Source organism: Actinoalloteichus fjordicus (assembly GCF_001941625.1).
Classification (GTDB): Bacteria; Actinomycetota; Actinomycetes; order Mycobacteriales; family Pseudonocardiaceae; genus Actinoalloteichus_A; species Actinoalloteichus_A fjordicus.
Genome location: NZ_CP016076.1, coordinates 731,864 through 749,937, shown reverse-complemented (window position 1 = coordinate 749,937; position 18,074 = coordinate 731,864). Strand labels below are relative to the sequence as shown.

Annotated in this window: 23 protein-coding genes and 1 pseudogene; 12 read left to right on the top strand and 12 right to left on the bottom strand. The window is 66.1% G+C overall.

The features are described from left to right. Positions 1-175: 175 nt before the first annotated feature. The 3 genes from UA74_RS03545 (at position 176) to UA74_RS03535 (ending at position 3,223) form a co-directional block, all read left to right on the top strand. Positions 176-1,378 (top strand): NAD(P)/FAD-dependent oxidoreductase, encoded by a 1,203-nt coding sequence (locus tag UA74_RS03545; RefSeq protein ID WP_075738878.1) that lies wholly within the window; start codon positions 176-178, stop codon positions 1,376-1,378. Further along, positions 1,378-2,313 carry a sigma-70 family RNA polymerase sigma factor gene (locus tag UA74_RS03540; protein WP_075738876.1) on the top strand — a complete coding sequence of 312 codons (936 nt, stop codon included), beginning with the start codon at positions 1,378-1,380 and terminating at the stop codon, positions 2,311-2,313. Before UA74_RS03545 ends, UA74_RS03540 begins: the two co-directional genes overlap by 1 nt. 217 nt (positions 2,314-2,530) lie before the next feature. Then, entirely contained in the window at positions 2,531-3,223 is a 693-nt protein-coding gene (locus UA74_RS03535) for an SDR family NAD(P)-dependent oxidoreductase (protein ID WP_198042912.1), read from the top strand. Positions 3,224-3,233: 10 nt separating this feature from the next. Here the strand turns inward: UA74_RS03535 and UA74_RS03530 are convergent, their stop codons facing one another. Then, positions 3,234-3,776, bottom strand: coding sequence for a hypothetical protein (locus UA74_RS03530; RefSeq protein ID WP_075738874.1), 543 nt, complete (start codon positions 3,774-3,776; stop codon positions 3,234-3,236). Positions 3,777-3,904: 128 nt separating this feature from the next. Between UA74_RS03530 and UA74_RS31465 the strand changes: the two genes are divergently transcribed. Next, positions 3,905-4,294, top strand: a complete 390-nt coding sequence (locus tag UA74_RS31465; RefSeq protein ID WP_157433973.1) for a hypothetical protein — start codon at positions 3,905-3,907, stop codon at positions 4,292-4,294. 310 nt (positions 4,295-4,604) lie between these two features. Here UA74_RS31465 and UA74_RS03525 read toward each other — a convergent pair whose 3' ends face one another. The 7 genes from UA74_RS03525 to UA74_RS03495 form a co-directional block, all read right to left on the bottom strand. Beyond that, positions 4,605-5,132, bottom strand: a complete 528-nt coding sequence (locus UA74_RS03525) for a hypothetical protein (RefSeq protein ID WP_075738872.1) — start codon at positions 5,130-5,132, stop codon at positions 4,605-4,607. Further along, positions 5,129-5,803 carry a hypothetical protein gene (locus UA74_RS03520; RefSeq protein WP_075763805.1) on the bottom strand — a complete coding sequence of 225 codons (675 nt, stop codon included), beginning with the start codon at positions 5,801-5,803 and terminating at the stop codon, positions 5,129-5,131. Before UA74_RS03520 ends, UA74_RS03525 begins: the two co-directional genes overlap by 4 nt. Beyond that, on the bottom strand, positions 5,803-6,054 hold the full coding sequence (locus UA74_RS03515) for a hypothetical protein (protein WP_075763804.1): 252 nt from the start codon (positions 6,052-6,054) through the stop codon (positions 5,803-5,805). Before UA74_RS03515 ends, UA74_RS03520 begins: the two co-directional genes overlap by 1 nt. Before the next feature lie 19 nt (positions 6,055-6,073). After that, positions 6,074-6,796 (bottom strand): hypothetical protein, encoded by a 723-nt coding sequence (locus tag UA74_RS03510; RefSeq protein WP_075763803.1) that lies wholly within the window; start codon positions 6,794-6,796, stop codon positions 6,074-6,076. A 109-nt stretch (positions 6,797-6,905) separates the two neighbouring features. After that, positions 6,906-7,187, bottom strand: a complete 282-nt coding sequence (locus UA74_RS03505) for a hypothetical protein (protein ID WP_075763802.1) — start codon at positions 7,185-7,187, stop codon at positions 6,906-6,908. 44 nt (positions 7,188-7,231) lie between these two features. Next, positions 7,232-7,876: a hypothetical protein gene (locus UA74_RS03500; RefSeq protein WP_157442145.1), complete on the bottom strand. Its 645-nt coding sequence runs from the start codon at positions 7,874-7,876 to the stop codon at positions 7,232-7,234. Continuing rightward, positions 7,873-8,079 carry a hypothetical protein gene (locus UA74_RS03495; RefSeq protein ID WP_075763799.1) on the bottom strand — a complete coding sequence of 69 codons (207 nt, stop codon included), beginning with the start codon at positions 8,077-8,079 and terminating at the stop codon, positions 7,873-7,875. Before UA74_RS03495 ends, UA74_RS03500 begins: the two co-directional genes overlap by 4 nt. A gap of 354 nt (positions 8,080-8,433) precedes the next feature. Between UA74_RS03495 and UA74_RS03485 the strand changes: the two genes are divergently transcribed. From UA74_RS03485 to UA74_RS31460, 5 genes are all read left to right on the top strand, one after another. After that, a complete protein-coding gene (locus tag UA74_RS03485; protein ID WP_075765930.1) occupies positions 8,434-9,270 on the top strand; it encodes a helix-turn-helix domain-containing protein in 837 nt (278 codons plus the stop codon). Next, positions 9,270-9,464: a DUF397 domain-containing protein gene (locus UA74_RS03480; RefSeq protein WP_075763795.1), complete on the top strand. Its 195-nt coding sequence runs from the start codon at positions 9,270-9,272 to the stop codon at positions 9,462-9,464. The genes UA74_RS03485 and UA74_RS03480 overlap by 1 nt, the downstream gene beginning before the upstream one ends. Before the next feature lie 61 nt (positions 9,465-9,525). Beyond that, positions 9,526-9,726 (top strand): DUF397 domain-containing protein, encoded by a 201-nt coding sequence (locus UA74_RS03475; protein WP_075763793.1) that lies wholly within the window; start codon positions 9,526-9,528, stop codon positions 9,724-9,726. A 35-nt stretch (positions 9,727-9,761) separates the two neighbouring features. Next, positions 9,762-9,992 (top strand): DUF397 domain-containing protein, encoded by a 231-nt coding sequence (locus UA74_RS03470; RefSeq protein ID WP_318533306.1) that lies wholly within the window; start codon positions 9,762-9,764, stop codon positions 9,990-9,992. A gap of 867 nt (positions 9,993-10,859) precedes the next feature. Continuing rightward, complete coding sequence (locus UA74_RS31460) at positions 10,860-11,501, top strand: hypothetical protein (protein ID WP_157442144.1); 642 nt, start codon at positions 10,860-10,862, stop codon at positions 11,499-11,501. A gap of 307 nt (positions 11,502-11,808) precedes the next feature. Here UA74_RS31460 and rsmA read toward each other — a convergent pair whose 3' ends face one another. Next, positions 11,809-12,687: a 16S rRNA (adenine(1518)-N(6)/adenine(1519)-N(6))-dimethyltransferase RsmA gene (gene rsmA / locus UA74_RS03465; RefSeq protein ID WP_075763791.1), complete on the bottom strand. Its 879-nt coding sequence runs from the start codon at positions 12,685-12,687 to the stop codon at positions 11,809-11,811. A 264-nt stretch (positions 12,688-12,951) separates the two neighbouring features. Here rsmA and tgmA point away from each other — a divergent pair, with 264 nt between their 5' ends. From tgmA to UA74_RS03450, 3 genes are read left to right on the top strand one after another with little or no spacing between them, the layout of a single operon-like run. Then, positions 12,952-13,299: a putative ATP-grasp-modified RiPP gene (gene tgmA, locus UA74_RS03460; RefSeq protein WP_075763789.1), complete on the top strand. Its 348-nt coding sequence runs from the start codon at positions 12,952-12,954 to the stop codon at positions 13,297-13,299. Then, positions 13,299-14,249, top strand: a complete 951-nt coding sequence (gene tgmB, locus UA74_RS03455) for an ATP-grasp ribosomal peptide maturase (protein WP_075763787.1) — start codon at positions 13,299-13,301, stop codon at positions 14,247-14,249. Before tgmA ends, tgmB begins: the two co-directional genes overlap by 1 nt. Next, positions 14,177-15,367: a methyltransferase domain-containing protein gene (locus UA74_RS03450; RefSeq protein ID WP_083682888.1), complete on the top strand. Its 1,191-nt coding sequence runs from the start codon at positions 14,177-14,179 to the stop codon at positions 15,365-15,367. Before tgmB ends, UA74_RS03450 begins: the two co-directional genes overlap by 73 nt. A gap of 200 nt (positions 15,368-15,567) precedes the next feature. On the opposite strand, the pseudogene UA74_RS31455 reads toward UA74_RS03450, so the two are convergent. From UA74_RS31455 to UA74_RS03440, 3 genes and pseudogenes are all read right to left on the bottom strand, one after another. Continuing rightward, positions 15,568-15,657 (bottom strand): annotated as a pseudogene (locus tag UA74_RS31455) (16S rRNA (adenine(1518)-N(6)/adenine(1519)-N(6))-dimethyltransferase RsmA); the annotation flags it as partial. Between the two features lie 161 nt (positions 15,658-15,818). After that, positions 15,819-16,934 carry a resuscitation-promoting factor gene (locus UA74_RS03445; RefSeq protein ID WP_075738840.1) on the bottom strand — a complete coding sequence of 372 codons (1,116 nt, stop codon included), beginning with the start codon at positions 16,932-16,934 and terminating at the stop codon, positions 15,819-15,821. 259 nt (positions 16,935-17,193) lie between these two features. Then, positions 17,194-18,054 (bottom strand): TatD family hydrolase, encoded by an 861-nt coding sequence (locus tag UA74_RS03440; RefSeq protein WP_075738838.1) that lies wholly within the window; start codon positions 18,052-18,054, stop codon positions 17,194-17,196. Between the last annotated feature and the right edge of the window lie 20 nt (positions 18,055-18,074).

Below are 18,074 nucleotides of genomic sequence, written 5' to 3'. Positions count from 1 at the left end.
GGCCCCAGTCACGCCGGACAGGCCAACCGGCACCGAGGCCGCGTCGACCGCTGATCGAACCGCATCAGCACCGACCACACGATCACTTGCAGTGACTCACGTCACAGTGAAGCCCTGTCAGGAACCTGCATGCCACCTCGTTCAAGGTGCGAACGCACGAGACAGGAGCAGAGAAATGCGGCATCGCATCATCGTCCTCGGGGCCGGATACGCCGGAGTCTTCGCCGCCGGATGCCTGGCCCGCCATCTCCATCCCGACGACGTCGAGATCACCGCCGTCAACGCCGAATCCGACTTCGTCGAGCGGATGCGCCTGCACCAGCTCGCCGCAGGCCAGGACCTACGCCGCTACGAACTGGCGACGATGTTCGCGAACACGGGCATCCGGCTCCGAGTGGCGCGCGTCGCCGCCGTCGACGTCGAGCGCCGGGTGGTCACCGTGACCGACGATGAGGGCACCAGCACGCTCGAATACGACACCCTCCTCTACGCGCTCGGCAGCACCGCGGCCGACCACGGCGTCTCTGGCGTCACCGAGCACGCCTTCCACATCGCCGAGCGACAGCCGACGCTGCGGCTGCGTCAGCGACTGGATGAGCTGGATGGGCAGGGGACGGTGCTGGTCGTGGGCGGCAACCTGACCGCGATCGAGGCGGCCACCGAGATCGCCGAGTCACGACCCGGACTCCGGGTCACCCTCACCACCAGCGGGGAACTGGGGGCCTGGCTGAGCCCGAAGGCTCGCCGTCACCTGCTGCGGGTCTTCGACCGGTTCAACATCACAGTTCACGAGCACACCACCATCGACCACGTCGAGGCGACGAGGGCCGTCGCCGAGGACGGCACCACCTTCGCTGCCGACGCGATCGTGTGGGCAGCCGGTTTCGCCGTCCACCCCATCGCCGCCGCCAGCGGTCTCGACGTCGCAGCCGACGGTCGGATCGCCGTCGACCGCATGATGCGGTCGGTCTCACACCCAGAGGTCTACGCCGTAGGTGACAGCGTCTATGCCATCGGCGAGAACGGTCGGCCGTTGCCGATGTCCTGCGCTTCGGCGGGACTCACCGCCAGGCAGGCGACGGCCGCGATAATCGGAGACCTGACCGGTCGCGTGATCTCGAAGGTTCCGTTGACCTACCTCGGAAACTGCCTCAGCCTGGGACAGAAGGACGCGATCCTTCAGATCGTCGACGGCGAGGCACAGTCGAGGACCTGGTCCCTGCGCGGCCGTCCGACCGGGACCTTCAAGTCCGGCGTGCTCCGAGGTGTCCTGTGGAGCGTGCGCCGCCCGACCTACGGGCTGCCGACCCGGAAACGTCATCTGAGCATCGTGTCCGATCGCTCCAGTGAGCGCGTTCGGCACCTAGAGTCGCGCTGATGGACGCTGCCACCGTGGAGTGTTTCGAGGCCAACCGGGATCGGTTGGCCTCACTCGCGTACCGGCTGCTCGGCTCGGCCGCCGATGCCGAGGACACCGTGCAGGACGCGTTCCTGCGCTGGCAGACCGCAGATCGGGCACACATCGAGGTACCCGAGGCGTGGCTGACGAAGGTGGTCACCAACCTGTCCATCGACCGACTCCGTTCGGCGAAGATGCGCCATGAACGGGCGGTCGGCGACTGGCTGCCGGAACCGCTCCTCGATGGTGATCCGATGCTCGGCCCGGCGGACACCGTCGAGCAGCGAGAATCGGTGACAATGGCGGTCCTGCTGCTCCTGGAACGCCTCCCGCCGATCGAGCGAGCCGTCTATGTTCTGCGCGAGGCCTTCTCTTTCCCCCACGCCGAGATCGCCGCGATCCTCGACATCACCGAGTCCGCGAGCCAGCAACACGCCCACCGGGCCCGGCGTCATGTGACCGCCGAGCGCAACATCAGTGAAGTCGACAGCGCAGCCGCGCGCCGTATCGTCGAGGCGTTCGTCAACGCCGCTTCCTCGGGCCGTACCGAACAATTGGTGGCGTTGCTGACCGAGGATGCGACCGCGATCGCCGACGGCGCCAACTGGACCATGAAGCTGGTGCGGTACGCAGATCCCGAGCGTATTGCTGCGATCGTGCGAGCCGGTTTCAAGCCGACTGCGGCGAAGCGGAAGTTGGTAGGCGGCTCTCCAGCGATCCACGCCGCCGTGGTCAACGGCTCTCCCGCAATGATCGCCACGCTCGGGGACCGGGTTCTGGCGGTGGTGGTCCTGGAGATTCGTGACGACAAGATCTCGGCCGTTCGCAGTGTGGGGGGCCCGGCCCGCCTCGGCCGCTTCATTGAACAATGGGATCGGCGCGAACACGACGACCCCCTTATCGAGAAGTGGTGACGGTCCTCGGCTCGCAGGCTTCACGAGAGGGTGGGAGACGGTCCGGGCCCGAAATGGTGACCGGACCGCGCGACCGCCCGACAACGCAGCATCGCGGGGCAGCCGCCCGTTGAGCGGGCGATGATCTGCACGGTCTCGGGGCGGACGCTCACGGACACACCGTCGTGGTCGTGGGGCGCTCGGCCGAGAAGACCCGCGCCGTCGCCGGCGCATCGAGGTGGACAGCTACGTCGCAGACTTCATCGACCTCGAGCACCTCGCGGGTCAACTTCGTACCGCATACCCGAAGATCGACGTGCTGGCCAACAACGCGGGCGGAGTGGTCGGCACACGGAAGAAGACCGTGGACGGCTTCGAGAAGACGTTCCAGGTCGACCATCTCGCGCCGTTCCTGCTCACGCGGCGGCTGCTGGACACGCTGATCTCCGAACGCGCGTCGGTGTTACAGACCTCCAGCATGGTGCGGTTCGTCAAGAAGATCCACCTGGACGATCTCGATCACGACCGCGATCACGACCCGGTGCACGCCTACGGCGCGGCGAAACCGGCGAACATCCTGTTCACCACGGAACTGCATCGCTACCACGCCGACGGCATCTCGGCGGCCTCGTTCTATCCGGGCATCGTCAAGACGAACTTCGCCGCCGACACCACCAGCCCGGTCATGCGCTTCGTCCGATCGCTCAGCACCAAGCCGCTGATCGGACGCGCCCTGCTGCCCACGCCCGAGCAACGCGCGGATCAGATCGTGTGGCTTGCCGAAGGCGTCCCCGGAACGGACTGGCAGTCGGGGGCCTACTACTACCGGCGCAGGGCCGTCACGCCGCGCAACGCGCAGGCGGGCGATGCCGTCCTCGCGCGTGGCCTGTGGGAACGCTCCGAAGAACTCCTCGCGGGACAGCTCTCATGACCTGCACGCATCACCGTTGACAGCGGGGCGGGAACTGCTGTGGGAGGAAGTCCTCGTCGGAGAAGAGGGCGTGATAGACGCGAGCGTTCTCGGGGTCGGTGTAGTCCAAGGTCATGTCGATGGGCAGCTCCAACGTCGCCCTACTGGGAAATTCGATCTGGTGTTCGGCAAAGAGGGCGAACATCTGCTGCTCCACTGCATGAAGGTCCTGGTCACCGGGATACATCAAGCGCTGCCACTGATGCTCCCCGGTACGCGCCAGGACGGCCAACCGTCCCAGCATTGACAGCTCCAAGACCCATTCCTGTTGCGGATGATCGACCTTGTAGGCGAAGGCCACGTAGTTGATGGTATCGGTGTGCTCAGACAGCTGGACGGAGTCGAGCGCGCCGAGCTGCTGAATCAGCGAGTCATAGGGACGCAGTTCCATCTGACTGGTGATGAAGGAGTAGTCGGGATCAGCAAGGTTGCCGCCGTAGGAATTAGCAATGAGGATAAAGATGTCCGTCTCGCCAGCTCCGCAGCACCCTCCAACATCTCTCGATACGCCCATTCGATCAATAAGTCCCTCGCTGTGGAAGCTCTGGATACAACGGAGAGGCCTGCCACGGGAGGGAGTCTTCGTCCGAGAAGAGTGCGTGGTAGACACGCACGTTCTCGGGATCGGCGTAGTCCAGATTCATGTCCAACGGTGATCTTCTGCTCGGCGAGGATGCCGAAGATTCGGCGTTCGAGCAGTTGAAGGTCTTGGTCGTCAGGCAGCAGAAGGCGGTGCCAGTAGTGCTTGCCGAGCCGGGCGAACGCACCGATCGGGCCGAGCATCGACAGTTCCAACGCCCATTCCTGGCCACCATGACTGATGAGGCAGGCAAAGGACGAGTAGGTATTCGCATCGGAGTACTCCCGAATCTCCACGCCGTCGATGGCACCGATCAAGCCGATCTCGGGATCGTAAGGCCGCCGGTCCATGGCCGGGTCCACGAAGTAGAAGTGCGGACTGCTCAGATCGCCCCCATACGACGTGGTGATCAAGCTGATGACTTCCTCGAGTTTCATAGCGCCTCCCTGTGAATACGAGTGATTCCAGGTCCGCAAGGATGACCGTGAAGGCGCCCCTTGTTATCGAGATGTGCGCGCACCTGCATCTGATATCTACCGCGCCCGTCAACACCGATCGGGTAACCGAAGTCATACTCCCGAACATTATCTCTTCCTTTGACCGATCCGCCTTTGTCCCAGGCCTGACGGACGAGCCAGCGTGCTGCCACCGCGTGGGCAGCCCCCATCACTCACACTGCTCCACCACACGAAATGTCGGACTCACTGCTGATCCCGGCAGCGCGGCACCTGATCAGCCGACGCCAACACGGCTGAACTCTGTTCAATCCGGCGGCCTCGCGGAAAGTTCCGGGTACAGCGGCGAGAATTCCCATGGCACGAAGTCTTCGTCGGAGAAGAGCGCATGGTAAACGCGCACGTTCTCCGGGTCGGTGAAGGCCAGCGCCATGTCCAACGGTTTTTCAAGCTCCACTCTGTCTGGGAATTCGATGTGCCACGCAGCGAGGATGGCGAAAATCGCATGTTCAACTGGTTCGAGGTCGTCATCGTGAGGGTAGATCAACCGATGCCACTGGCCGCCGCCTGCCCGCGCGAACACCGCAAATGGGCCGAGCATGGAGAGTTCCAGCACCCAGATACGTCCCCCGTCAACGATCTCGTAGCCGAAACATACCTCGTAGTTCGGATCAGTCGATTCAGCGACCTGCACTGAACCCAGTGCACGAACCTGTTCGATGGCAGGGTCATAGGGGCGGGTCTCCATCTGGTTACGAACGAAGGAGAAGTCGGGATTCGAGAGATCTCCGCCGTATGCCCCGGTGATGAAGTCGGTGAGGCCTGTCTCAGTCATGAAAGGTCCTTACGTACTCGGGTGATGACTGGCCCACTGGGGTGTGCGTGAAGCCGACCTTTCCGATCCAAGTGCGCGCGCACGCGGGTCTGGTAGCAGCCCTGCCCGTCCACTCCGACGGGATAACCGAAGTCATAGTCACGCACGTGGCGCCTCTGTTTGCCCGCCGGAAGACCCTTCTCCCATGCCTCCCGGCCGAGTCGATCAGCGGACTCGACGTCGAAGAAGGCCGACTCCCCGTGTGGCCCATCCTTCCGCTGTGCGTACTCCCGTGTCCCCAGCACGTGCCTGGCCTGCTTCTGGGTGCTGATCCCGCGCGGCTCGTCCGGCCAGCCCGGCGGGGTGGCCCGGTCGATCGTCGCGACATCGACGACCGGGGCGCCGGTGGGCATCGCTCCTACCGCCGGGGTGAGGCCCAGGACGTCCACGACGTATTCGTCGAGATGACTGCCCGCCGCGCCCCAGTGGCCCGCTGTGCGGCGCAGGGTGTCGCGGGCGTGGGTCAGCTTCTCGCGCGCCTCGGTGAGCAGCGGGTTACGCGACTCGCTCGCCAGGACGGCGACCTGCCGGAGGATCTCGTCGATCCGGTCGGCCTCGGCCAGCGCCGCCGCCACCGGAAGATCCGCCTGCACCGCAGCCAACGCTGCCGCCGCCTCCTCGATCTCGGACATCACAGGGCCGCCGCATAGGCGCGTAGGACGCCGGTACCGCCCCGGATGCTCGCCGCACACTCCTCGACACCGAGTCCCGCCAGCGCCACCCGCCGGACGGCCGCCCCCGCCGAGGCCGCCTCACTGGTGGCGAGGACCCGACGCAGCGTGCCCGCCGCCCGCAGGCCCGCCTCGGTGAGCGGTCCGACGGAGAAGGCTTCCAACCCCTCGACGAGGGCGTGCAACTCGCCCCGCAATGCGGGCACCGACATGACTTCCCCCAGTAATCGATCAGACCCGTTGCGTCACAGTATCGGATCGTGGTGTTCTCTCCACGGCGTGAGCCGGTGTCGGGCGGACCGTGGTCGACGGCTCGGCGACCGCCGGAGACGAGACGATCAGGCTTGGCGGCGCCACGCGGCTGGGGCCCGACGGCGCCACAGGCGGGTCCGGTAACGAGGCGAGCAGGCACGCGGTGCAGGGCACGCCGTCGCCGCCCGCGAGCCGTTCGAGGGGCTCGCCCAGTCGGAAGGCTCTGCCGCACCGGGCGATCAGCTGTGTCGCGGTGATGCCGTCGCCGACGATGACGTGCACGGGAAGCGTGCCAACCCGGCGGACGAACCAGCGGATCGCGTCGTCGGGGGCCGGGATGTCCGCCTCGCCGAGGTGGATCGCCCGGCAGCCGGGGCAGTCCTCGACGTGAGTTCCCGGCACGCCGGGCTCGACCTCGGCAGGCGGCGGTCCGATCAGGACCCACGCCCCGCACAGCGCCACCGCCCGATCGCCGTCGACGGGCAACGTCTCTCCCTCGTCGACGAACACCTTGTGCTGCTGGAGGAACAGTCCAGCACTCGGCACGGCGATCTGATCGACGAGCACCGGCTCCGCCGCGACGGCGACATCCGCGCCGGTGCTGAGAGATCTGCTGCCTGAATCCAAGACGGGATCGGTGCCGTCTCGGTGTTGCGCACCGGCGGTCCCGCTGCCGTCACGGTCGCCCGGCGGCTCGCTCATCGCGACACCGCCGCACAGAGAGCCGCATGAAGATAGGGACGTATGCGGGCGGCGCGGAGGTGTCGGACGGTGCCCATGACGGAGATCGTGGTGATCGTCAGTCCCGAGATCATCGGATCACCGCCAGGGCACGACGAGGCTCCGGCACCACAGCGCACGGCGGCACGGGGTCCACCACGGCCGGGACGACGGACAGCGCGGCCGGTGGCGGTGGCGGCGCGGATGTCGGCGGGCCGAGGATGGCGAGGCAGTCCGCGCAGGGCTGGTCGTCGTAGTAGCACTCGTCGATCGGCCACCGGTTGAGCGCCACGAACCTGCGCCGCGCGCACGCGGGCCACACCACCACCGAACTGGCGCGCAGCTCGATCCACCCGAGATGCGTGTCCCCCATCCGCACTGATCGGACGAACCAGGAACGTGCGGTCGACGTCCTCCTCATCGGCTGCCACCGCCGTCTCCGGAAGTAGCGACACCGAACCGACCAGCGCCGACCGACGCACGGCCGATCACCGAATCGCCCGCGGACGCCCCACCGACCGACCCGGCTCCCGCCGCCCGGGTCACCCTTGGCTGCGCATCCGTTGCCTGGCCGTCATTCCATGAGGAGGCGAACACGGGAACCTCGGCGATCAGTTCCTTTGTCGCCGTCGAATCCGTCGCCTGCCCGTAGGTCAGCGGCCCATCCGCACGGATCAGCGCGATGGACTCGGCCAAGGCGAATCCGACCTCCGCGATCCGATCCGAATGGATGCGCCACCGCCCGATCACCTGTGTCGCCCCGTGAATCGACAGTTCGACGTACCAGACGGCCGGGTTCACCACCAGCCTGCGCCGCACCAGCCCGTTGCCCACCGCAGGCACGGTCAAGGATTGGCCCGCCGGGCGTAGGGCCGTCAACAGCAGGCGGGCATCAGAAACGGTGAGCGCGGCCAACACGGGTTTGAGCGTTTTCCGTGTGCCTTCGACGAGCACGTGCTGCCGCACTCGATTGCAGCTCACCATCACTGATTCCCCCTGCTCAGCGCCGGACAGCCGGGCAGGCACAGAGACCGACCAGCCCGCCGGATCACGAAAGGTCATGACCCCACCCCCACGTTTATTCGGCCCGCAAGCGCGGGCCGGTAGGCCGCCTGCTGTGACGCCTCGACGGCGCAGCGGGCCAGAATCGACATCACCGACAGCGAGCGCACCCGCGCGGCGGGCTTGGGCGCCCGATAACCCCAGTAGGCCAGGGCGAATCCCACGACGACGAAGGCCGAACCGCCGAGGACGAGCGCAATCACGACGCACCGCCGACAGTCAGGGACGAGGCGGGAACGGCACTCGGAACCGTTCCCGCCTCGCCGACCTGCGCCCCGTGGGCAGGGGCGAGGGCCGATCGCGAGGGCCGCGCGCAGCTCGCACTGCGGCGCCCGTACCGCGACCCCACCGGCGCGCTCTTCTCGCGCCGGCGCTGGACAGCCGCCCAGGTCATCGCGACGAACGCGACGAGACCGGGCAGCGCAGTGATCAGCAAAATCAGAGACATCAACGACCCCCCAGATCCATGCTTGGATAAAACCAGAAATCTTGGATTTATCCAATCACACAACTGGGTGGTGCCCTCGGTTCCGTGGCTCGTCGTACGCTCCGTGGTCATGAGCACAGCGCGATCACGCGGTCTGTCAGCCGAGATTCGGCGTCTACGACAAGCGACGGGCATGACGATGGGAGACTTGGCCGACCGTCTGCCAGATCTATCCCGATCAACCATCAACCGCATGGAGCTCGGCCAACGCATCCCGACACCCGAAGAGACCTCCGCCTTGCTCGTCGCACTAGAGATCGGCGGCGAAGAAGCGGCCCACGTCCTCGCGCTGTCGCGCCGCGCCACCGAATCGCGCTGGTGGGAAGTAGGCGCTCCTGGGCTGCCTAGACAGCTGAAAAGCTGGATCGGCTTCGAGCAGGACGCTTCCGCGATCACTGACTGGTCACTCGACGTGGTGCCCGGGCTGTTGCAGACTGCGGCCTACGCTCACGCGATCATCCGGCTCGCGTGTAGCGATCCGGATGAACTCGAGAGCCGAGTTGCCGCGCGACTCGCCCGACAGGCGATCCTCACGCGTGACACGTCAATCGAGTACACAGCGATACTTGACGAGTCGGTTCTGCGAAGGTCGGTCGGTGGACGTGCGGTCATGGCTGAGCAACTCCGTCAGCTCCAACGCCTCGGTGACCGAGAGAACATCACCATCCATGTGACGCCGTTGGAGTCGAGAGAGCACCTTGGGCTCAGCGGATCGTATGCAGTGGCACACTTCGACACGGGGGAACCGCTGGTGCAGATCGAACATCAACGATCAGCGGTCATCCTCGACGATGAGGATGACGTCCGCCAGCATGTCAGCTCGATCTCTACCCTGGTCGAGATGGCGATGACCTCCGCCGACTCAGCGGCGATCATTGAACACACAGCGGTAGAGATGGAGGGCTGATGGCGAGAGTGACTGCCATGAACTGGAGAAAATCAAGCCGAAGCAAGTCCGGGGGGAACTGCGTCGAGATCGGCCAAGCTCCCGGCGTCGTCGGCATCCGGGACACCAAAAACCGTGACGGCGGCACACTCGACGTCGACCGCGCAGGCTTCGCCGCGTTCTTAGCTGCGGTGAAAGCCGACCGACTCCGCTGACGCCGCCTCGTACTGCGCGGCGCCGAGCGGCAACTGTCAGGACGGGGCTCGCCTCGGTACCGTGACGGAACCCGAACAGCGGCAAACCATCTGGCGGACGTCCAGCCGGTCACAGAACACCGGAACGTGCGTCGAGATCGGCCACGCGCCCGGCGTCGTCGACATCCGCGACACCAAGAACCGTGACGGCGGAACGCTCCACATCGACGCGGCCACCTTCAGCTCGTTCGTCGCCTCGGTCAAGCGAGCCGAACTCAGCTAGGGCCGGCAGGTCCGGAAGCGGCGTCGCAGCGGTTCATCCGCTCGGCGCCGCCCTGCACGAACGACGAGGAGGTCCTCATCGCTGACCCTGGACGGCCACAGACCAACGAACAAAAGTCGAGCCGCAGTGGTTCACCGTCCGATTGCGTCGAAATCGGTCAGGCACCCGCCCTCGTCCTCATCCACGACACCAAGGACCGACAAAGCGGCACGTTACGGATCGCCCCGGTCGTTTTCGGCGACTTCCTCGGCTTGCTCAAGGCCTAGCGACATACCCGCTGAGTCCACCGGACCTGAGCCGACGTGACCGCCAGCCTGCCCCATCGCATCGCGCATGACGTCTAACTCAAGACCGCTAGAGAGAAATGCGTGTCGCCGCAGTTGACACAGCGTAGTGTCGTGTCAACTGCGGCGATCAGAACTTGAAGTCAATCGCCCTGGCGTATTGTGATTGCCGACACCGCAAAATCGAGGCGCCGGAATTCACCGCCGCGTAAACTTTCGCCTCCGCCATACGAATCCCACACATGAATTCGGTAATCTCCTGAGGCCACCCCAGTCGCCCAGATAAAATCAACGTCGACTACCCCTACAGTGCCTCCGTAACATATCACCGCGCCCGGACCGAGGACAAGCCGGATCTGACGAGGCCTTTCTGCAATGTTGCAGGGACGGGCGTCGGCCATAGTCTCGTGCCCTGTACGCGCCGAAACATAAGACACGCCTGCCACCGGTACTCTTTCAACAGCATTTGCGGGCGCCGTCATCAAACCGCGAGACACCACGACCGCCGAGAACGCGATCCCTAACCGTCGTATCAATAATTTCCCACATTTCGTCGTTGAAGTTCGACCGAGCTAATATCCGCCCAGCAGGCTCACGCGATGCCGACTGCGCAAGATCGCGAGACGTGCAGCCAACGTAGCTTTTACCCACTTGCCAGCTACCAGAATGTGACCGATTTGCAACACCCCACTCGCACTTGGCCGTAATCCACTCAGCTATTCAGGGCTACCATGTTCGCCATTCGGGTCACGCTGAATGCAACCAGAAATTAGTTGCTTGAAAAAGCATCTAGATTGGGCAAGTAGTTGGACTGCCCGATCCCAACCATCACTCCTGTAACCTTGTTGGATGTTCTTCGAGCCGCGCGAGCAGCCTTCTTCCATCCAACGTCCGACGACACGACGTGAGGAGCCCGCCTGGCTTCAGCCCCCGGCGGACAGCTTCGGCGGAGTGATTCCGCTTCACGAAGCCGTTGCCCGATCCGAGGATGCGATCATCGTCTTCTCCGAGGTCCGCGCCTACGCCGAGGGATGCGTTCTAGATGTGACCGCCAAACTACGCCGTGGCGAGAAGCTGAAGGACGATTGGCTGGGATCTCCTGAGAGTAAATTCTTCGAGACCTTGACTTCGCACCATTATGCAAGGGAATCACCCATTCCCGATGAACTATTGCGCATCGGCGTACAATTTCAGGACGGAAGCAAGGCCACCACCCTCGAGTACCATCTATTCCACTACCACAACGGGCAGCATCTTCCCGAAGGCAAGCCCCTACTAATACCAGTCAGGGGATACGGCTGGTCGGTACGCCGCGACGTTCTCAGCATTCACGATCCGCTCTGGCTCACACCGAACCCGCCCGGTGAGTTCTTTGACCTGGTTATCGAATGGCCCGCAGCGGGTATCCCGGAAACCCGGCACCGAGTTGATGGAAGAGCCATCCGAGATGCGGCACGCCACGCAGCGCCCTATTGGCCGGACGTTCGGTGAGAGCGAAGCAGGGGTAGCGCTTCGAGGATGAGACACGCCGCCGCCTCGGGCCGACCCGAGTCGCTGTGCCGTTGACATACTCTCGCTCGCGGGGCGTCCACTGTCTCGTCGTTGACCGCCGCATGAATATGCGGCTCGGACGAAGTGATCATCCCGCTGAACCCTGGAGTGATCGAGGAGGGCGGGGACGTCGAGGGCAGTACCGAGCTACCGGCCGAACCTGGAGCTACGACGGCCGCACCTGACAGAATCGGACTCCGTCACGCGCGCTGCCAGACGAGTCGACGACATCCCGGCCCTCGGACGCTCATTCACCCGCCAACCGAGCCGCCGCGATCGCGGCGAACTGGGTGACCGTGAGCTGCTCGCCCCGGATCGACGGGTCGACGCCCGCCGCGCGCAGCAGTCGTTCCGCCTCGGCAGGCGACCCGGCCCAGCCCGCCAACGCCGAGCGCATCGTCTTGCGCCGCTGCGAGAACGCCGCGTCGATCACCGCGAAGACCTCGGTGCGCGACGCCTCCGAGGGCGGCGTCTCCCTGCGGCGAAACGCGACCAGGCCGGAGTCCACATTGGGCATTGGCCAGAAGACGCCGCGCGGCACGTTCGCGGCACGCCGAACCTCCGCGTACCAGGCCGCCTTCACACTCGGCACCCCGTAGACCCGGCTGCCGGGCTGGGCGGCCAGCCGGTCGGCCACCTCGGCCTGCACCATCACCAATCCAGTGCGCAGGCTCGGCAGCCGCTCCAGCAGGTGTAGCACCACGGGCACCGCGACGTTGTAGGGCAGGTTCGCGACCAGCGCTGTCGGCTCCCCGAGCTCCTCGGCCCCGACGCGCATCGCGTCGGCCGTCACCACCCGCAGCTTCTCGGCCAGGGTGGGGGCGCGCTCGGCCACCGTCGCGGGCAGCCGTTCCGCCAGTACCGGATCGATCTCCACTGCCACCACCTCGCGGGCGTGCGGGAGCAGCGCCAGGGTGAGCGAGCCGAGGCCCGGGCCGACCTCCAGCACGACGTCCTCGGCGCCGACCCCGGCCACCCAGACGATGCGCCGCACGGTGTTCGGGTCGTGCACGAAGTTCTGGCCGAGCTTCTTGGTGGGTCGGACGTCCAACTCGGCAGCCAGCCGACGAACATCGGCCGGACCGAGCAGCGCGCTCGACCCGGCCGACTTCTGCGATTCACTCACGCGCGGAGGCTACGGCATCACCGAGGCGACCCCGCCGAGCCGAGCCGATGTCACCCCGCCAGGCCAAGCCAGCAGCAACCCGGCAGGCCAAGCCGACATCACCCCGTCAAGCCGAGAGGTGCAGTCCGTACTCATTTGGATACGGATCGTGTAAGTGTCGAGTAAGCACCAAGAGGAGTTGACCATCGGCTGGCTGGCGTCTGTGGGTCCCGACGCCCGAGATCCGAGAACGACAACGTGATTACGTGACGTGAAGGGAATCAGATGTCGACAGCAGTTCGTGACCGGTTCGCCGCTGACCCGGTGGCCTCGCACAGCGCACAGTTCCCGCTGGGCGCGCCGTTCGACCGGACCAGCGACGACGAACCATCGCACGCCGGAGTGCGCCCGTGGGCGCTGCGTGGAATGGAACCTCAGCCGCCGACCACGGCAGGGGGCGCGCGGACGGTTCGCTACGACCACCGCTCGCAGATGTCGGTGGATGCCTCGGGGCGTCCGTTGATCGAGGCCGGTCCACCCACGGTGAAGAACAAGACGAACCTTGATGGCGACGAAGGCCCCTCGGAGGACTTCAGCTACGACTTCGTGCCCGACGAGCCATTCCCGGTCTGATGTCCGTTCTGATCCTCGCGGACGAACGCGATCCGAGCGCGGATGCGATGGTGTGTGCCTTTCAGGAGCGGGACACCGTCGTGCATCGCGTCGATACCGCGTGGTTCCCCGGTCAGCTCAGCGTGTCGGCTGAGCTGACCGGCGGCAAGTGGTCGGGGCAGCTGCGCACCCCGTACCGCACGATCGACCTCGACGGCATCACCGCCGCGTGGTTCCGATCCCCGAAGGCGTACACGTTCCCGAACGCGATGACTGCAGCCGAACGTGGATTCGCCAATCTCGAAGCCAAGTACGGACTCGGTGGGGTGTTGACCTCGCTGCCGGTGTTGTGGATCAACCACCCGGCGCGGCTGGCCGACGCCGCCTACAAGCCCGTGCAGCTCGCGCTCGCCCAACGTTGCGGTCTGCGGGTCGCAGACACGATGATCACCAACGATCCCATGTCGGTCCGCCAGTTTGCCGGGCGCGGCACGACGGTCACGAAGGTGCTCGGCTCGAACTCAATTGTGGAGAGCGGCGGGCGCAAACTCGCCTACACGCGCGTGCTGGACGCCGCTGACCTGGCCGACCTGAGCGGCATCGAGACGACCACGCACCTGTTCCAACGGTGGGTGTCGAAATCGCACGAGGCGCGCATAGTCGTCGTGGGCGACAAACTGACCGCCGTCGCGATCCACACCGACAGCGCCACCGGCTACGTCGACTGGCGAACCGACTACGACAACCTGCGCTACGAGTTGATCGAGCCGCCCGGGGACGTGGCCACCGGAGTCCGCAGGCTGATGAACGACCTGGGCGTGGTCTACGGCGCGCTCGACTTCGTGATCGGCCCCGAAGGGTGGTCTTTCCTGGAGGTAAACGCCGGAGGACAGTACGGATGGCTGGAAGACGTCGTGGGCGCGCCGATCACCGACCAACTCGCCGACCTGCTCGCGAAGGGGACGACATGAGCGTCGACTGGGAACTGCTGCTCTCCCGGCTGGCCGACGAGCTCACCACGAAAGGCAAGCTGTCCTCGCCGCGGTGGCAGACCGCCTTCCGGGCGACCCCGCGCCACGTGTTCGTGCCGGAGTACTTCCAACAGGACAGCAAGACTGGCGACTGGAACAAGATCGTTGTCGACCACCCCGAGGCATTCGACATGGTCTACTCAAACGTCGCGCTGGTCACCGATGTCGACGACGGCCGCGGCGTGTCATCCTCGTCGATGCCCGGCCTGATGACCCGGATGCTCGAACTCCTCGATGTGCACGACGGGCTCAACGTGCTGGAGATCGGCACCGGCACCGGCTACAACACCGCGCTCCTGTGCGCCCGCCTCGGCGACCAGTACGTGTCCAGCATCGACGTCGACTACGTGGATGCCGCGCAGCGCCGACTCGCGTCGCTGGGCTACCTGCCCCACTTGTGGACCGGAGACGGCATCGACGGCATCCCCGACCGTGGGCCGTTCGACCGGATCATCTCCACCGTTGCCGTGTCGCACATCCCGCCCGCGTGGTTCCACCAGCTCGCCGACGGCGGCGCGATCCTCACCGACATCAAGGTCAACCCCGCTGCAGGAAACCTCGTGCTGCTGCGCAAAAGGGGCGATATCTCCGAAGGCAGGTTCGACGCCGGCCGAGCGTGCTTCATGGACATGCGCCACCCCGACCAGCCGGACCCACCGCCGGCCGCCGATCGCGCAGGCGGCACACCTGTGCGGAGCATGACCAACCTCTCCGCCGTCGCCTGGGAACAGCCCGTCCCCTGGTTTCTGACGTGCCTGGCCCTCGGTACACCCATCGACGTCGGCTACCTCCTCGACGACGACTACCGCCCGGTCGCCGCCCGCTTGTCCGCCCGCGACGGATCATGGGCCGAGATCGATACCACCGACGCCCACCCACACGCGGTCACGCAGGCGGGACCCACCCGGCTGTGGGACGCAGTCGAGCGCACCACTCAGATCTGGAACGCCCACGATCGACCCGCTTGGGACCGCCTCGGCCTCACCGTCACCGCCGACGAGCAACGCGTGTGGCTCGACAGCCCGGACGGCCCCGCACTCGGACACCTCGGCACCTGACATAGCGTCACCACGCGGCGAAGTTCTTCGGCGATCCCGCACGGCCGCACTGGACCAGGCACACCGTGATCCGCGGTTCGCGTCGTGCGAGTACGGCTGGGGCAGCGATCGCACCGTTCCGGCAGAGCTGGACGACTCGACCGGGAGGGGAACACCAGTACGGCCGCCTATCGAAGCGGCCATACCGCCTTCGACGCCATGGGGTCGTGCACGAAGTTCTGTCCGAGCTTCTTCCTCAGGCGGACGTCCCGTTCATCGGCCAGCCGACGAACATCGGCCGGACCGAGCAGGGCGCTCGATCCGGCCGATTTCTGCGATTCGCTCACGCGCGGAGGCTACGGCATCCGTGCTGTCGCCTCGGTCGGCCAAGTCGAGGACACCTCGGCGGCCCGAGCAGACATCACCTCGCCAGACCGAGCAGCGGCCACCTCGGCGAGCCGATCGGATGACGTCACTGCGGCAGCCCCAGCTGACTCGCGCAGTGCGGCCATGAGTTGTAGCGACCGCCGTTGGCGTCGCGGAGCCGGATCGCCACCGCGATCTGCTGCTCCTTGGTCGCCTCGTTGGGATAGGTGGCGTACTCGCCGCCGCCGTAGGCGTTCCAGGTGGGCAGGCCGAACTGCAGTCCGCCGTAGTACAGGCCGTTGGCGCTGACGATCTGCCAGTTGCCGGTCGACTCGCACTGGGCCAGCCGCTCCCAGACCTCGGTGTCGCCGAGATCGGGAACCTCGGGCTCCATCGTGCCGATGCGAACGAGTTCGGGTTCGGGCTCGGTGATCGTCTCTGCCGAGATCTCCTCGCGTTCGGTCTCCTCGCCGTTCACGGTGACCACGCGGTAGGTGACCAGCTCGACGCCGGGAACGCCCTCCTGATCGACCTCGGTCTCGCCTTCCGGAAGCTCCGGGTCCTCCTCCTCCTCGGTCTCGAAGGGGATCTCGCGTTCTTCGGTGTGCTCTTCGCTTCGAGTCCTGGTGATCTCGATGAGCAGACCGTTCTCCAGCTCGGTGTCCAGCGAGGGGGTCACCGAGTCCTCGTCCTCGAGGCCCAGTCCCTCGGCCTCCAACAGCTCGCCGACGGTGTGTTCGTTGGTCGCCAGCTGCACCATCTCCTCGGCACCGTCGACGATCTGCACCAGCTTCGAGATGTTCAACTCGACCGACAGGCCCTCCAAGGGGATGGGCGTGTCCTTCGGGAGGGACATCTCGTCGTCGTCGACCCGTAGATCCAGTTCCTCCAGCGCCTCACCGAGGGTGAGTGCCTGCGTCCAGGCCTCCTCGGTCTCGCGGTCGATCTGGAGGGTGAGCAGCCTGCCGCGCTTGAGGACGATGGCGCTGCCGTCGGCGACGGCGGAGTCGGCCGAGGGGGCCACCGCGTCGTGGGCACCCGTCTCGAATCCCGCGCTGGCCAGTGCACCGGCCACGGTCGTGGCGAAGGTGCGGATGGACTGTCGTTCGCCGTCCACGGTGATCGCGACCGATTTGTCCATCGCGATGGCGGTGCCGGAGCCGCTGATCAGGATGGCCAGCACGGCGATCACCATGGCACGCAACAACGTGCGTTTCTTCACCTGTAGTCCAGCCGTCGTCGGTCCGGGCAGGGGAGTCTTTCGCCGTGTGCCGGACCGATTCGCGCCGTCGAAGTCCGTGCGCTCGAATCAGTCGGCACAGGGATGTTCACCGCAGCGTGCGCGTCCCCGACTTCACCCGCACTGCCGAGGGTTCACCAGAATTCCCCATCCCGGCTATTCACGATCACGGCACCGTAACGGGAATTCCCGGTCCACGCCAAGACCCCGACCGGTGCTGTGTTGCCGATCACAGCACCGATCACCCGTCGGTGACCACCGGTGATGTCGAGTTCACAGATTGCAGACGAAATGCGCGTTCGGCGTTCGCCGTGAGCACGGCAGCCAGCTCCGCCTCGTCGAGCCCTCGAACCCTGGCAAGCTCACGCACCGTGTACGCCGCGCAATACGGCTCATTCGGCCGCCCCCGGAACGGATGCGGAGTGAGGAATGGCGCATCCGTCTCCACCAACAACTGTTCCACCGGTACGGCTGCGGCGGCTTCCCGCAGGTAGGCAGCATTGCGAAAGGTGACGGTGCCCGCGAAGGAAAGCAGGTATCCGGCCTCGGCGCAGCGGCGGGCGAAGTCGGCGTCGCCGGAGAAACAATGAAAGACGACCGTCTCCGGGGCGCCTTCCTCCGCCAGAATCCGCAGGATGTCCTCGTGGGCGTCGCGGTCGTGGATCATCAGGGCCTTGCCGACGTCCTTGGCCAGCGCGATGTGCCAGCGGAAGGCCTCGTGCTGCGCGGCGGGCGGCGAATAGTCCCAGTAGTAGTCCAGGCCGGTCTCGCCGACCGCCACCACGCGCGGCGCCTTCGCCAGCGCCGCCAACTCCTGGCGCTGCCCCTCGGTGAAGTCCGCCGTCCTGGTGGGGTGCAGGGCGACCGCCGCGAACACCCGCTCATCCCAACCGGACGCCTCGACGACCCAGCGGGCCGACTCGACGTCGTCGGCGACGGTGATCACCCGGCCGATGCCGACGGCCTCGGCGCGGTCGACCATCGCGACGACGTCGGCCTGCGTTCGCGCCCCGCAGGCGTCCAGGTGGGTGTGCGCGTCCACCGTCGGCACCGGAAGGGGTTCCGGCACCGACGGCGGCGTGTTGTCGCGCTTGCTGCTCACCGGGGTGCTCCGGGACGACG